The 16,995-nt window shown below is 45.1% G+C and carries 6 protein-coding genes; 5 read left to right on the top strand and 1 reads right to left on the bottom strand.

Translation table 11 applies throughout. The annotated features are described in order from the left end of the window. Nucleotides 1-404 precede the first annotated feature (404 nt). Nucleotides 405-977, top strand: coding sequence for a hypothetical protein (locus tag ACYPWY_RS05295; protein ID WP_459684390.1), 573 nt, complete (start codon nucleotides 405-407; stop codon nucleotides 975-977). Between the two features lie 264 nt (nucleotides 978-1,241). Here ACYPWY_RS05295 and ACYPWY_RS05290 read toward each other — a convergent pair whose 3' ends face one another. Then, a complete protein-coding gene (locus ACYPWY_RS05290; protein WP_459684389.1) occupies nucleotides 1,242-5,588 on the bottom strand; it encodes a hybrid sensor histidine kinase/response regulator transcription factor in 4,347 nt (1,448 codons plus the stop codon). Between the two features lie 323 nt (nucleotides 5,589-5,911). Between ACYPWY_RS05290 and ACYPWY_RS05285 the strand changes: the two genes are divergently transcribed. From ACYPWY_RS05285 to ACYPWY_RS05270, 4 genes are all read left to right on the top strand, one after another. Continuing rightward, a complete protein-coding gene (locus ACYPWY_RS05285; protein WP_459684388.1) occupies nucleotides 5,912-8,914 on the top strand; it encodes a glycoside hydrolase family 2 protein in 3,003 nt (1,000 codons plus the stop codon). A 544-nt stretch (nucleotides 8,915-9,458) separates the two neighbouring features. Then, on the top strand, nucleotides 9,459-11,990 hold the full coding sequence (locus ACYPWY_RS05280; protein WP_459684387.1) for a fasciclin domain-containing protein: 2,532 nt from the start codon (nucleotides 9,459-9,461) through the stop codon (nucleotides 11,988-11,990). A gap of 61 nt (nucleotides 11,991-12,051) precedes the next feature. Beyond that, nucleotides 12,052-15,336 carry a SusC/RagA family TonB-linked outer membrane protein gene (locus ACYPWY_RS05275; protein ID WP_459684386.1) on the top strand — a complete coding sequence of 1,095 codons (3,285 nt, stop codon included), beginning with the start codon at nucleotides 12,052-12,054 and terminating at the stop codon, nucleotides 15,334-15,336. A gap of 38 nt (nucleotides 15,337-15,374) precedes the next feature. After that, nucleotides 15,375-16,991 (top strand): RagB/SusD family nutrient uptake outer membrane protein, encoded by a 1,617-nt coding sequence (locus ACYPWY_RS05270; protein ID WP_459684385.1) that lies wholly within the window; start codon nucleotides 15,375-15,377, stop codon nucleotides 16,989-16,991. The last annotated feature ends 4 nt before the right edge of the window (nucleotides 16,992-16,995 follow it).

Genomic DNA, 16,995 nt, shown 5'->3' with positions numbered 1-16,995 from the left:
GATGTGCTGATTGGCGCGAAGCGATAATCAAGGCTGTCTCATAAGCAGAATTAGCATACGGAAACAACGTTTGAAACAGCCTCCTCCTAACAGGGTAAATGCATGAAAGATTTTACGCTTATGCCTTTTGGTAAAATTGCTGATATGAGCAGGAGATTCCTCCCTTTGGTCGGAATGACAGTCTCCTTTTTGGGAGAGGGGAGTAGGAAGTGGCGGCAAAGCCGCCACTTCCTACTCCCTTAAACCACCGATAGGCGAGTCATTCCGACCAAAGGGAGGAATCTCATCCGTAATAGTGGCTCTGAAATTTTTCATGGTTTGCCCTGCTCCTCCTACCTATTCATTTTCGATTAATGATTAATTTTATTACATTTGGGGAACTGAATTTTTAAAACCAAAAACAGATGAAGAAGTTGTTAATATTATTCATGCTATTTGTTCCATTGTGTTGTGTAATAGCGCAGGAAGAAGTGGAAGAAAATTTTTTAGTTAAAATTCCTGTTCGTGATGGCAAAGTTGTTTTCACAAAAACAATAGCTTTGCCTGCCGGAATAGAGAAACCGGTTATAAGAGAAAGGCTCACGCAATCCCTTGCCAGCTATTTAGAGGACAAAAAAGGCTTGATGAGGCTAAACGACACCGTTAATAATCAGATTGTTATTCAGGTCTTCGACTACATGGAGATAGAGAAAAGACCTTTGTCGCTGTTTGCCATGTGGGCGAAATACATTTTGCTCATTGATTATGGCAAAGACAATTGTGCGGTCGAAATCAGGAATGTTGTTTTGGTGGAACCCAGTAAAAAAGACACAAATGTTCCCGATACATCCAACGACTTTGCATTCTCGGCAGAGGATGTGTTCCTGAGAAACAAGTACAAACTTGGTTTTGTGAAGCACGCCAGCAATAAAATAGCCGGTTACCTGATTGACGAGATAGAAGAATTGTACTCTGAGCTGGAAGACGGGCTTAAATAGGTTCAAGCTTTCCCTCCCCTTGGCGCAAGTTTTTAACTTGTGCCCTAAAATTCAGGCAGTTTTCAACTGCCGAAAGTTGCAAACTTTCTAAATTATAGGGGCTGTCTCATAAGCCTTATTCCCGAGCTTGTCATTACCCGCAATCTCCTGACAATCATTGCACATTTACTCAGGAGATCCCGTGTCAAGCACGGGATGACAGACTTTTGAGACAGCCACCAAAGGAGGAAAATAGCCACTCCCAACCTCCCCATGGAGGAGGCTTTAAACGTCCCCCTCGGGGAATTTAGGGGGCTGTTCGCCCAACCCAAATTTCCTCGGACTGCAATTATAGTGGGCTTTGAAGCATTTGCTGAAATAGAATGGGTCGTCGAATCCAACCTTGTAGGAGATTTCGGAAACGGTGAGTTCGCCGACCAATAACAATTCGGTCGCTTTTTTCAGTCGCTTTATTTTTATCAGTTCATTGGGTGGGAGACCAGTTATCCCTTTCACTTTTTTGTAGAAGATGGTTCTTTTGAGTTTTGTCAGCTCAGCGAATTTGTCCACCGAAAAAGAAGAATCGGCGTAATGCTCCTCGAGAATCTTACCGATTAGTTCGTAAAATTCTTTGTCTTTGCTTGTGGACGGGATAATGTTCCCCTCAATGATGGATTCGTTCGAGAAACGTTTTTTGAGTTGCTCGCGTTGTTCGATAAGTTTAAAGACCTTGGTTACCAGGTATTTTAAGCTGAATGGCTTCATGATATAGGCATCGGCTCCGCTTTGTATTCCTTCCAGCTGGTGCTCCAGCGACGAGTGTGCCGTCAGCAAAATAATGGGGATATGGCAGGTCTGGAACTCTTCTTTCAAGCGGCGTGTAACCTCAAATCCGTCCATTTCGGGCATCATCACATCGCAGATAATCAGGTCGGGATTGTTGTCGATGGCTTTGCCCAAGCCTTCTTTTCCGTTTTCGGCAACATCGCACATAAAATAGTTACTGAATTCATCGACAAGGAAGTTTCGGATGTCGTCGTTGTCGTCTATAATCAGCATTTTGTAGTTGGCCAGGGTCGAATCGTCGATATTCGGACGGGCTATTTCCATCGATTCGGACGGGTACATAACCAAGGAATCGGTTTTGCTTTCTATCACATCGGGATACGATGTTTGTATGAAATTTTCGCCTTTGTACGTCTCCTTCGATGTCGAAAGTTCGACATTGAAGACCGAACCTTGGTCGTTATTGGTTTCGTACCATACTTTGCCTTTGTGCACATCAATAAATTCTTTGACGAGGGACAGGCCTACGCCGGTGCCGGATGCCGAAAAGTTGATTTGCATAAACCGGCTGAACAACAGGTGCTGCTTTTCTTTGTCAATACCTATCCCGTTGTCTTTTATCGAAATAACGCATGTTTCGTTTCGGTAGTTGAAGCCGATAACAACATCTATCTTGCCTTCTTTGGGTGTAAACTTGAAGGCATTGGAAAGCAGATTGTAAATGATTTTATCTATTTTCCGCCTGTCGATATACATCTTGAACGAACTTATATCGGTGGAAAAGTTGTATTCAATTTGTTTTTGCTGGGCAATTTCCTGAAAACCGGAATAAATCTCCTTGACAAAATCAATGATGTCGGTTTCCTCCAGGTCGAGCCTCAATACATTGTTCTGAAGCTTCCGGAATTCGAGTAACTGGTCTATTAACCGTGTCAGGATGGTCGAATTCTTGTTTATCATGTTGATGTGCCGTTTAATCCGTTCGGGGACTTCGGCTTGTTCGTTCAAATTCTCTATGGCGCCCCGAATCAGGGTCAGCGGCGTTCTGAATTCGTGCGAAATATTGGTGAAGAACCTGAGTTTGTGGTTTGTCAGTTGCTTTTCTACTTCAATGGTGTTATTTAATGTGTAAAATTTGTTGGCAAGCCTTATTGTAATATAAACGAGCAATACGGCCAGCAATACATATATTATATAGGCGTAAACCGACTTCCAGAACGGCGGATTTATGATAATTTCTATTTCGGCTATTTCATCGTTCCAAATGCCATCGCTGTTGCAGCAGCGCACCATAAATGTATATTTTCCCGGCGCTATGTTTTTATATGTTGCCGTATTCAGGTAGCTGGCAGCGCTCCATTGGCGGTCGTAGTTCGTCAGTTTGTACGAGTACTTGGTTCTTTCCTGATTTTTTGAGGTTAGCGATGCAAACTCAATTGTAAAGGTATTTTGTTTGTAATTCAGTTCTATTTTTTCGGCGTATGGAACTGCTTTTTCCAAAGGCGAATCTTTGTCTCCAACCGTCACTTTTTGGTCGTATAAAAAGAAATTGGTGAACGTAACAGGCGAGGGTGGGGTATCCGAAATAAAGGAATCGGGGTTGAATACCAGCAGACCGTCGAGGCTTCCCCAATACATATTGCCATTGCGGGATATTAAATTGGCATTGGCGTTGAAATGGTTGCCGTAGGTGAAGTCGGAGAAATAGTAGGATATAAACGAATTGTTCTTCTGGTCGAATTTGCTTATTCCGCTTTCGCCGCTAATCCACAGGTTTTGCTCGTGGTCTTCGATGATTCCCGATACAATGTCGCCCGACAAGCCCTCTTCGGTGGTGTAAGCCACAAAATGCTCTTCTTCCTTATCGGTTGCCTTGACGTATTTATTGAGGCCTCCGCCCGAAGTTCCTATCCAGACTTGGCCGCTATTGTCCTCGTAAATAGTCATTACATCGTTGCTGTTCAGACTGTTTTTCCGTTTCAAATCGAGGTGGTAGGTAACAAACGCTTTGGGATTTTTCATCAATTCGTCTGGGTCGAAGCGTATCAATCCATCGCTGCATCCCACCCAAATAAGCCCTTTGCTATCCTGATACAAATAGCGGACATAACTCCGGTTGCCGTCATTTTCGAAAAAGTGCCTGAACGATATTTTATTGCCTTGTTCTTCCACCAGATTAATTCCGTTACCAAACAGGCCCAGCCATATTCTACCCTTATTGTCTTGCAAGATATTGAATATGGTGTTTCCGCTCAGGCTTTTATCGTCGGTTTCGACATGCGTGAAGTGGGCAATTAAATTGTAATTGATGGAGTTAAGCACCCACAATCCGTTGCCTTTTGTGCCTACCCACATGCGGAGTTGTTTGTCTTCGAGCAAAGCGTAGGGGTTGAGGTCTTTGTAGATATTTTTACCGGCGCTCAGGTCGTCGTCATATACATACAGGCTGCTGTTTTTTGTCCCCACCCATATTTCGTTGGAGGAGGATTCGTAGATAGCCTTCACGTTGTTGTTTTTCCCGATGGAAGTAAGAGTTTCGGGGCGTACTATTTTGGCGCTGTATTTGGGCTTGGTTACTTTTATTATCCCCGCATATTCGCTCCCAATCCAGATATTTCCAAACTTGTCTTCGGTTATTGCCAGAATGTAGTTGGATGCCGGACTGTTTTGATTGGGGTTGTACAGGTAGTTGTCCAACTTGTCGGTTTGAGGGTCGTAGCAGAAAATGCCGTTGCCGTATGTGGTAATCCAAATCAGATTTTTGGAGTCGATAAAAATATTGTATCGCTCATAGTCGATAATTTTTACAATATCGGACGGTATGAGCGTCATTTTCTTGCATTGAAGATTACCGGGGTTGTAATACCAAACAATGCCCGAGCCGTTGTATATCCAGATACCTTCGTTTTTATCAATGATGAAATCCATGTTTCCGGTCAGGTCTTTGTTGTCGCTCCATTTGGGTTTGTAGAACTGCCTGTTGTTGATATTGAACGAAAACAATTCCGATGAGCGCGATACGATCAGTAATTCGTTGCTTGATAATTTGCTTAGGTTGATAAAAGCCTTATTGCCGGCGGTGTATTTTATTTCGTGGAATAGCTTGCTTTTCAGGTCGTATTCCATAATCGAGGATTCTTCGGCGCTGAAATAAATCTTGTTATTTAGTTCTACGGCTTTTGTAAACGAACGTTTTTCGAGGCCTTTGATAAAGAATACCTCGGTATTGCCATCTGTAATGCGATAAAGCCCCTGATTGCCGCCCGCCCAAATAGCCGATTTGGAATCTTCGAACAAAAACCGGCAATTGGCCTGACGTTCCGATTGTTCTTCGTTCAGGAAAAGTGTTGAAATAAAATCACCCTTATCTTTCTTTATTTTCAGGCAGCCGTTGGCATTTCCCCACAACCATATATCGCCGGTAGAGGCCTCGAAATAATTCGAGAACAGGTGAACCGATTCGTTGGCGTCTTCCGACCAGTAGTTGGTAAATGTGTCGATCACAGGGTCGTAGCAACTGAATCCGTTTTTGTAGGTTTTAATCCAAAGCAGCCCGTCTTTATCCTGAAACACATCTTTTATGCGGTGGTCGATGAGCGAATGCGAGTCGCCTACATGCGGCTTGTATGTTACAATCTGGTAGCCATCGTAGCGGTTAAGCCCATTGAGGGTGCCTGCCCAAATAAAGCCTTTCTTATCTTCGAGAATAGTGCGGACGGTATTCTGAGACAAACCTTCCTTGGTACTGATCTGGTAGAAATGAAAATTGTTTCCTTCGTCCGAAAATAAGGGTAATATGGACGACAGCAGACAGAGGCACAATGGAATAAATTTTGTTATACTCATGTCAATGGTAATTGATTTCAAGCCCTCAAAAGTAGTAATTATAATGCAATTTACTGAATTAAAACGAATAAAATTTTGTGTTACCTGTACAATATCCCATTTTGTAGCGAATTTTAGTCTTTCTTTTTTTCGTAGTGTGTACGGGATTCTATTCTTTTGTACAATAATACAGTTGAATATGAAGTGTTATGTGTACATTTGTTCAGTTAAGCCCAATGCATTGATGACATATTGAAAACCTTGAATTTTGTGTACGGAATCTAAAACTTTGAACCTTGTGTAGGGGCGGGTTTGAAACCCGCCCCTACGGAATTTTTTTAACCATGAATAATAAAACCCTTTTCCCGCTACTCTGTGTGGCATTTTTCTTCCTCCATCCGGCCAACGCTGTTCAGACCTTTAACGGGAATGAACGGATGAAGTATAATTTCAACTCGCAGTGGTTGCTTCATATTGGTGAACTGGAAAATGCCCATCAGGTCGATTTTAAAGATTCCTACTGGGATAAAATTACCCTGCCCAAGGCGTTTAACGAAGACGAAGCCTTTAGTGTGTCTATCTACGAGCACACCGACACCATTGTATGGTATCGCAAGCATTTCAAACTGCCGGCAAACGACAAAGGCAAAAAAATATTCCTTGAGTTTGAAGGCATCCGTTTTGGCGGAAAATTCTACATCAACGGACACTATGTGGGCATACACGAAAATGGCGTAATGGCTTGCGGGCTTGATATTAGCGACTACGCGAACTTCGGCGGAAAAGACAATGTAGTGGCTGTCCGCATCGACAACTCGTGGCGATACAAGGAAGAAGCGACCCGCTCGGCCTATCAATGGAACGACAAGAATTTCAATGCCAACTACGGTGGCATTCCCAAAAATGTGTATCTGCATGTTACAAACAAATTGTACCAGACCTTGCCCCTGTACAGCAATCTGGGAACAACCGGCACGTATGTTTATGCGCGCGAAATAGATATTACCCAAAAAAATGCGGTAATTTACGCCGAAGCGGAAGTCAGAAACGAATGGATGACCGAAAAGGAAATTCAGCTGGATGTGCTGGTGGAAGACATGGACGGACAGATTCTGAAAAGGATGTCCGGCGTTCCGCTGAAGATAGCAGCAGGCGAAACCCGCAGCCTGAAAACCGGCGAGCGTGTCGAAAACCTGAATTTCTGGAGTTGGGGCTACGGCTACCTGTACAATGTATATACTATCCTGAACGTGGACGGCAAAGCGGTGGATGTGGTGAAAACCCGCACCGGCTTCCGCAAAACCGCTTTCAGGGACGGAATGGTAATAATCAACGACCGCGTGATTCAACTGAAAGGTTATGCCGAGCGCACCAGCAACGAGTGGCCTGCCGTTGGCCTGTCGGTTCCGGCCTGGCTGAGCGATTATAGCAACCGCATGATAGTGGAGGGTAACGGTAATCTGGTTCGCTGGATGCACGTTACGCCATGGAAACAGGATGTGGAATCCTGCGACAGGGTAGGGCTGATGCAAGCCATGCCCGCCGGAGACTCCGAAAAGGATGTGAACGACAGGCGTTGGGAACACCGGGTGATGTTGATGCGCGATGCCATTATCTATAACCGCAACAATCCATCCATCATTTTTTATGAAGGTGGAAATGAGAGTATTAGCGAAGAACACATGGCTGAATTGAAAGCCATTCGCGACCAGTACGACCCGTATGGCGGACGGGCGATTGGTTCGCGCGAAATGCTTGACAGTAAAATTGCCGAGTATGGCGGCGAGATGCTGTACATCAATAAAAGCGCGCACATTCCGATGTGGGCGACCGAATATTGCCGAGACGAAGGGTTACGCAAGTATTGGGACAATTATTCCTATCCTTTCCACAAGGATGGCGACGGGCCTTTGCACAAGGGGCAGGATGCCAGCCCCTACAACCGCAATCAGGATTCGTTTTTTGTGGAACTGATTACGCGCTGGAGCGATTACTACCGTGTTCGTCCGGGGACGGGCAAGCGGGTGAGTGCGGGTGGTGCAAAAATCCATTTCCACGATTCGAATACGCATTACCGCGGTGCGGAGAATTACCGGCGAAGTGGCGTGGTGGATGCCATGCGCATACCTAAAGATGCCTTTTTTGCCCACCAAGTGATGTGGAACGGCTGGGTGGATACCGAAACGCACGGCGCTTACATCTGTGGGCACTGGAACTACGACAGTCAGGTGAAAAAAGACATATATGTGGTTTCGACCGGAGAACAAACCGAACTGTTCATCAATGGAAAATCGGTCGGAATGGGCGAACGGAGCCAGCATTTTTTATACACCTTCCGAAATGTGCAGTGGGAGGCCGGAACAATTGAGGCTGTGAGCTACGATGCCAACCACAAGATTCTCAGCCGCTACAAAATAGAAACGGCGGGCGAACCTGCCGAAATACGCATGAAGGTAACATCGGCCCCGGACGGATTTTTGGCAAACGCCAACGACCTGGTCTTGGTGGAAGTGGAGGTAGTGGACAAGGACGGTCGCCGCTGCCCTCTGGCCAACAACACCATTTCGTTCAGCCTCGAAGGGCCTGCCGAATGGCGTGGCGGATTGGCGAAAGGCGCCGATAATAACTACGTTTTATCGCAGCAACTGCCCGTTGAATGCGGTGTGAACCGGGTATTGGTGCGCTCGACCAACAAAAGCGGAAAAATAAGACTGACTGCCGTATCGGACGGAATCAAACCGGCTACGGTTACATTCAGTTCGGTTCCGGTGCAGGAAAGCAATGGGTTATCGACCTACATTAGTGGCGAACATCAGCCGGTTAACCTGACGAGAGGCGCTACGCCATCCGGGAAATCGTACAGCGTTTCGCGTCAATCGCTGCGAATTGTTGGTGCAACAGCCGGAAGCAATGAAGATAAAGCCCTCCTGAGCTACGACGACAACGAACTTTCGGAATGGACGAACGATGGCAGGCTCGGAACAGGCTGGATTAAATACGAACTGGAAAAAGACGCCCTCGTCAGCGAAGTGGAATTGAAACTCACCGGTTGGAGAATGCGCAGCTACCCCATCCAGATTTTTGTGGACGACAAGGAAGTGTATAAAGGCGAAACGGCGAAGAGCCTGGGATACATCAATATCCCCTTTTCACCGCAAAAAGGACGCTTTGTTACCCTAAAACTGGCAGGACAGAGCGAAGACAAGGACGCTTTCGGCGGAATAGTGGAAGTGGCCGCTCAATCTGCCGGCGAACTGGATTTGTACAAAGACCCCAATGCCTTGAATGCGAAAGGGCAGTTGCGTGTGGTAGAAGCGGAAATTTACTCTTCGGGAATTGAGAATTAATTTTAAAATTGAAATATTGAGAACCACTTATGCCTTTCGGTGAAGTTGCTGATATGAGCAGGAGATTCCTCCCTTAAGCCACCAATAGGCGAGTCATTCCGACCAAAGGGAGGAATCTCATCTGTAACGTGCGTAGTCTTTTATAGGTACTTTACCGAAAGACATAAGCAGTATATTGAGATATTGTAAAAATCAAAAAAAACAATTGTGAATAATAACTCTCAATTCTCAATTCAAATGTGGCTCTCCCCTAAATGTGGTATTTTTGCATAAGATGTACAATAATACATGTTTTTGGATAATTTTTCATTATACCTTTGGTAGAGGAGCCGTATATTTGTAGAGTAAAAAAATGCGTAAAAATAAGCCTATTAATGTTAAACGAAATAAAATACTTTAAAACCATGAAAAAATGAAACAGAAACCCGATAATTGAGCTTGGGGTTGAGCCTGAATCTAACCCACCTACCTATTGTAATGTATTGTAATTTAATAAACTAAAATATTTGAATATCTATTTCATAAAAATCTTAATGTCTGGATTATGAGAATAAAGAATATCTTTTTATTGTTTTTTTGTTTAGTAGTATTCGTTCAGTGTAACGATTACGATAAATATTTTGATGAACCGGATTGGTTGGCCAAACCTGTTTATCAAGTTTTGGCAGATGAAGGCCGTTTTACGAGCTACCTGCAATTAGTCGATAGAACGCCCTACGCTCCGGTGCTGAAAGAAGGCGGTATCTACACCGTTTTTGCACCCAACAATGAGGCCTTTGCCACTTATCTGCAAAAGAAGGGTTATGCCTCGGTGGCCGACATACCACAGGAAGAAGCCAACACTATTGTAGCCTATTCAATGGTTTTCTCCGATTGGAAACTGTCGAACCTGGGCGATTATTACAACGGCGTTATCAACCGTGAGTATTTGCCCGGTCAGTCGTTCAAAAAGAAAACCAATTTCCATGAAGGAATCTATCAGGATCCTGACAATGATGGAAACTGGGTGATTGACCAAAATGGGCCAAGTGGGTTTAGTTATGATGTTACAACAGGCGCTTTGGCGAATAATTTCAAATATCTGCCTGTTTTTATGGATTCGTATGCCTCACACACAGGCTTTTTGCCCAGTGATTACAACACTTTCTTTCCCAATACTCCTTACACAGGGAGAAACCTTATTGATGGCGAAATTGTTCTTAATCCGGCTTATCCCGAAGGAATTATTGCACGCAACGGGGTTGTACAGGAAGTGAATGTGGTCAACTATCCTTTGCCAAACCTGGACAAAGTGTTGCGCGATCCGCAGTATAGCGTGTTCAAAAACGAACTGTTGGATTACAAGACGCTTGCGGGCGCTTGGGCGTTTAAAGTTTATTGGGAACCTGTACTTGCTGTAACCGACTTCTATAAGAAACTACATCCCGAACTCAATATTGAGCATGTGTATGTAAAAGCCTACGATGAGTCTTTTCTTGCATTTTCGCCTGCATTTGAATCGGCAGGAAGAGGCGCTACCAATACGGAACAAACCGGTTTCACCATGTTTATACCTACCAATGAAGCGCTTCAACAATATATCAACGACAAAATCCTGAAATATTACGACGATATAAAGGATGTGCCGCTGGATGCTATTTTTACATTAATAAATACCCACATGGCCGACGGTATGGTTTATCCCTCAACTTTTAAGGGTGAAAAAGTTTATACGGGTGAATACCTGAACGGCTTAGGCTCAACCGGCGCCGGATACGATGACTTTGGCGTTGTGGATAAGAAATATGCAAGCAATGGACTTATCTACACCATCGACCATGTAATCAAGAGCTCGCTGTTTGAAACCGTTTACTCCGAAATGTTCCTGAACCCCGACTATTCGATACTGAATGCCGCTTACATTAAATATTTCTTCAATTCGTTGAGAACCGATTTGATGAGAAGTATTATCAGCGGTTACGACAAAGAAAGGTACACGCTTATACAAGTGTCGGATGCACAGTTGAGAGAAGATGGTTTTGTTTACGATGCCAACACCGATGGTTTCAGCAACAGCCTGGTGCTTTCGGGCAATGCCGAAGGTCGTGTAAGACAATTGATTCCCATGCATTTGTTCAAGGGCTATAAAGACAATGATGTCAATACCGAAATCACCTCGTTTGCAGGTGGCGACGGTCCGGGTACATTCAACACCCAATACAATGGCTGGGCTTTCCGCGTGAGCGCTTACGGAGACCTGATACGTTTCAAAAACGACAGGCTTCAAGCTACCGGAAACGTGGAAGACAACACATTTGTTACGGTGAAAAAACTCGAAGCTTTTGATAACGGAACAGTCTGGACAACCGATTACGAAGGAAGTAACAGAGAATTTCTGCAATATTCGCCACGTAAAACAAAAGCAGGCGAAGCAGCAGGATGGACAAGCGGAACACTTTGGCGCCACATCGAAAAAGCCGGCGTCGAAAACCGGAATGTAACCACTTTTGTCAATTATGTGAAAGCTGCCCTGAAAGCTACCGATACCGACGAATTGAGCGGTATAGCCGAAGGAAATTTCTACACTATATTGATGGTGAGCAATACCTATATGCTGACAGCCCAAAGCCAGGGCCTGGTTCCTCCTTTGGCCGCTGTGGAAGCCAATGCCAACAACGAAAAGGAAGCGGCTGCATTGTTCCTCCGTGCACACTTTTTGCAAGGACGGGTATATGCCGACGATGGATTGGCGTACCTCTATCCGTATAATGTGAATCAACCGACTTTTGAATTGGCCTCTACCATGTACCGGGCAAACAAAGAAAGTTTGGGCTTGATCAATCAACGAACTTATGTGCGGGTAACGAAGGCTGCCAATGGCAACATGACCTTTATTCCGCAGACTGTAACAAGTCAGGATGGCGCTCTGCTGGTTGATGTAGCCAAGAGCCGTCCTGCAACAGCAATCACAACAGGTGTCGCCCTTACGCGTGGCGCTGTATCGGCCAGTTCTCCCGACAACTTCCGAAGCAACAGGCCAGCCGGAAATGCTGTGATTCATGAGTTAAACGGATACTTCGGTTTTGAAGTGCAATAATGCAGCAAAAAAACTGCTATGGATAATAAAAATATCAAAGAAAAACGAAATATAACAAGATATGAAAAAAACAGTTAGAATATGGTGCCTTGTTTTGGGTATTATAGTATCGCTTCCCGGAGGATTGTTTGCACAACAAAAAACCTTGGTACGTGGTACCATCTCCGATAGAGATAAATTCCCTTTGCCGCAGGCAACTGTCATAGAAAGAGATAAAGATAACCGTACTTTATCGAGCGCTGTTGCCGACTTGGATGGTAACTTCAGTATCAATATGGTTGATGTGAAAAGCAGTATGTTGGTTGTCAGATATATAGGTTTTAAGGACAGAGTTCTTAAAGTGGGCGACAAACGTGTGCTGGATATAATTTTGGACGACGACACGCAGATGCTGGAAGAAGCTGTAGTAACAGCCAAGCCCAAGCAAAGCATCGGCGGTTTGATGATTGACCAGCGAGACCTCTCCATGGCCATCGGACGCGTAAATGCCGATGATATTGCCGAAGTTCATGCCGCATCTATTGACGATGCCTTGCAGGGACGTATATCGGGGGTGGACATTGTAGGTTCTACCGGCGACCCGGGTGGTGGGATGTCTATCCGTGTGCGCGGGTTGACCTCTATCAACGGCGATAACCAGCCCTTGATTGTTGTTGACGGTATTCCGATGGAAAAAGAAGTAGGCGCCAGCAGCATCGACTTCTCTACGGCAACCGAAGAAGAATTTTCGCAAATGTTGAATATACCTCCGACAGATATAGCCGAAATCGTGGTGTTGAAAGATGCCGCCGCCGCCGCTGTATGGGGTTCGAGAGGAGCCGACGGGGTGTTGGTGATTACTACCAAACGCGGATTTATCAGCCCGCCGAAAATCAGTTTCCGAAGCACGCTGACCATCAGCCAGCAACCCGACCCGATTAAAACACTTTCGGGATACGAATATTCTACCGCCATTCTCGAAGCAATGAAAAATGCCGGTACTATTGTGGATTCCAATACTATCCCCGAATTGGGATTCGACCCTACCAATCCCGAATACTATTACAATTACTCCAACAATACCAACTGGGTGAAAGAACTGACCCAGACAGGTATTGGTCAAGAATATACCCTTTCGCTGACGGGGGGTAGCAAAAAAGTGCGTTACCGTTTCTCGGCAGGCTACTGGGACGAAACAGGTATCACCATCGAAACAGGATACCAACGCTTGAATACACGTATGAACCTCGACTACTTTGTGTCGGACAAGCTGCGCTTCTCGGCGGACATTGCTTACACGCATTCCGACCAGCAAAAGCATTACCTGCCCGGTGGAGACAAAGACTTGCGCGACAAAGCCTATACAAAAATGCCGAATCAGGGTGTTTACTACTACAACGAACGCGGCGAAAAAACATCGCAGTATTTTACGCCTGCTACCAACAAACAAGGTTCGTACGAAAGCGTTTATAACCCGGTGGCGATGGCCAGGGAAGGTAAAAACAATACCCGCAGCGAAAATGCGGTGCCTAAATTCTCGCTGGTTTACGACTACAATTCGCAATTCCGTTATTCTACCGATGTATCATTCTCGATACTCAATAATAAAAACCAGCAGTTTGCACCTCAATCGGCTACCGGTTTACCCTGGAACGATACACGTGTAAATACGGCCTTGGATTCGGATGACGACAAATTTGTGATATATACCAATACGCAAGCGCGTTGGACGCCCAACTTTGCCGACAACGAAAAACACCGCCTGATTGCCTTGTTGGGTTTAACCACAGACGAAAGCAGAGGTAACTCGTTTAAAACCGTTACCACCAATCTGCCGTCTGCCATTTTGCAAGACCCATCCATTGCTTCCCGTGTAACAAACGGAGATCTTAGCTCGGGATTCTCGCAACGGAGAGGACTTTCGGCATTGGCAAACGTCAATTATGTGTTGATGGACCGGTACATTGTTTACGGTAGTATCCGCGTGGACGGCGACTCGCGCTTTGGTAAGAATTACCGCTACGGATGGTTCCCGGCCTTGTCGGGACGTTACAGAATATCGAAAGAATCGTTCATGAGCAGCCAGAAATGGATAGACGACCTCTCGTTGAAAGCTTCGTGGGGGGTAAATGGTAGAACACCTAGCAAAGATTACCTGTATTACAGTAATTATGGTACTTACGATTATAACTACCTCGGTCAGCAAGCTGCCTATCCGCAATCGCTGGCGTTGAATAATTTGCGTTGGGAAAAAACGACCCAAACCAATTTAGGTTTTGTATTGATAGCTTTCAACGACCGCATCAATCTTGAGTTCGACTACTACACCAAGAAAACCAAAGGTGGTCTTAGCGACGAAAACATACCTTCCACAGCAGGTATCGGTAAAATGACCATGAACCTGAATACCGTGGAAAATATCGGTTGGGACGTCAATATTCAATCAACTCCTTACCGCTCCAAAGACTTGACGGTGAACTTTGGCTTCAACATAGCACGCTCTCAGAACTACCTCCGCAAATTCTCGGAATATTATAATCTGGAAAGCGGCGCCTGGAACAAAAATGGCGATTACCTGATTCGTCTCGAATTAGACCAGCCTTACGGTTCGTTCTACGGCTATAAATACGATGGCGTTTACCTGAACGGCGAACAAACAAAAGCCAAAGATAAAAACGGAAATACCATTTGGACAATCAACGAATACGGTCAGGCCGAAGAAGTGGGTATGAAGTTCGGCTATCCCTCTATCGGTTACGAATTTCAGGCAGGGGATGCCAGATACAAAGACATCAACAACGATGGTAACATCAACTTGCAGGACGTTGTGTATCTGGGCGACTATAATCCCTTGTTCACCGGTGGTTTTGGCCCGACAATAAAGTATAAATCGTTTACCTTGAGTTCGTGGTTCTACTTCCGTTACGGAAACGATGTCATCAACATGACACGTATGAACATGGAAAAATTGTACAACTACGACAACCAAAGTAAAGCCGTACTCAAACGCTTCCGGAACGAGTATCCGGTGGGTACCGAAGATACAGCTCCATCCGACCTGTTGCCACGCGCTTTGTATGGTAAAGGCTACAACTGGCTGGGTTCCGACCGCTTTGTAGAAGATGGCTCGTTCCTGAGATGGAAGACCCTAACCTTCAAGTACAATGCGCCGCGCGCACTTGCAAACACGCTCCGTTTACAGGATTTGTCTCTCTGGGTAACCTTGCAAAACCTCTACACTTGGACAAAATACACCGGTCAGGATCCTGAAGTATCCATTTCCGGGGCGTTGGGATCAGTGGGACGGGATTATTCTCGCGCGCCGAGGGCAAAACAATTTGTGTTTGGTTTCAATTTAGGGTTTTAATGATGAATGTAAAACGAATAAAAGTAAAAATTAAGAATATGAAAAAATATAGATATTTATTAATAGGAATAATCTCTGTTCTTACATGTTTTTCGTCATGCGATTACCTTGACCTGGAACCAGAGGATGGGGTAATCCTCGAACGATTTTGGCAAACAAAAGAAGAGGTTAACTCCGGTGTGATGGGTTGCTATGCAGCCATGATGGACGCAGACGTGATGCTGAAAGTGTATGCCTGGGGCGAAAACCGCGCCGAACTGTCGTTAGGTGTGCGTACTACCAAAGCTGCATCTACCGACTGGGTGAGCATACAGAACGGCGAAGTAGCAACAACAAACTCGTTTACCAGCTGGGGGAAATTTTATACAGTAATTAACAACTGTAACACCGTGTTGGAGTTTGCAAAGAAAACGCAAACCATCGACCAGTCGTTTACGATAGAACAGCTGAAAGCATACGAAGCCGAAGCTATCTGTATCCGGTCGTTGATGTACTTCTACCTGGTCAGAACATTTGGCGATGTGCCTTATGTAACTGTTGCCTCTACAAATGACGGACAGAATTACATGCCCGTGAAAATATCGCAGGAAGCCATCCTCGATTCGCTGGTATATAGCTTGAGAAGTGTGGACCGATCGCAAAACGGCACATCAATGGGCATACCTTTCAACTACGGCTCCAATCCGGCCTACAACAAGGGCCGCTTCACCGTATGGGGACTGAAAGCCCTCTTGGCCGATATTTATTTGTGGAAAGAAGATTATTTTAATGCCGAAAGAGAAGCTTCGCAAATCATCAATTCGGGTCAGTTCTCGTTGTTCCCCATCGCCAAAGATGAAGTGCAGGCCGAAGATGCCATGGGCAATCCGTGTGTAGCTTACTATCCGGTTGAAGGCGATGTGAACAATTTCTTCCAATCGCTCTATGTGGATGGAAACTCGGTGGAAAGTATCCTTGAACTGCAGTTTGCAACCGACCACGAAAATCCGTTTTTCGGTATGTTCAGCGCTGCCGACGGGTACATACAACCCAACTCCGACTATTTACAGTACGAGTTGTTTATCCCGTCCGGTATCGACAGAAGCTGGTTCGATATACGCACCGAAGGCGTATCCTACAAGCAAGGCCTTGTTTGGAAATGGATAGGCTTGGACAGAAACCTGTATTCGTTCAGGGAAAGAACCCGCTCGTTCAGCAACTGGATATTTTACCGCTTGCCCGATATTTATCTGATGAAAGCCGAAGCCTTGAATCAATTGGGCAAACAAAGCGGCGATCAGGCTCAACTGGAAGCATCATTGGCGCTGGTGAAAGAAATCAGAAGTCGCGCCGCCGCGCCGGAATCTACCGACTTGTTCCCGGAAGGAACGCTGATAGATGCCAACCTGCTCGAAGAGTTTATATTGCAGGAAAGAGGCCGTGAATTTACATTTGAAGGTAAACGCTGGTTCGATATTTTGAGAAATGCAAAAAGAGACAACTATGCCGGTATCGACTATTTGTTGAGGCTTGCCGTATATGCGGCTACGCCCGATAAAGCAACCAGTCTCCAAAATAAATGGAAAGGAAATCACAACAGCCATTATTATCCGATAAGCGACGCTGAATTGAAGAATAATAAGAATTTGGTTCAAAATCCATTTTATCAGAATTAACAAA

Source organism: Viscerimonas tarda (genome assembly GCF_054601255.1).
This window is presented reverse-complemented; position numbering and strand designations above follow the sequence as displayed.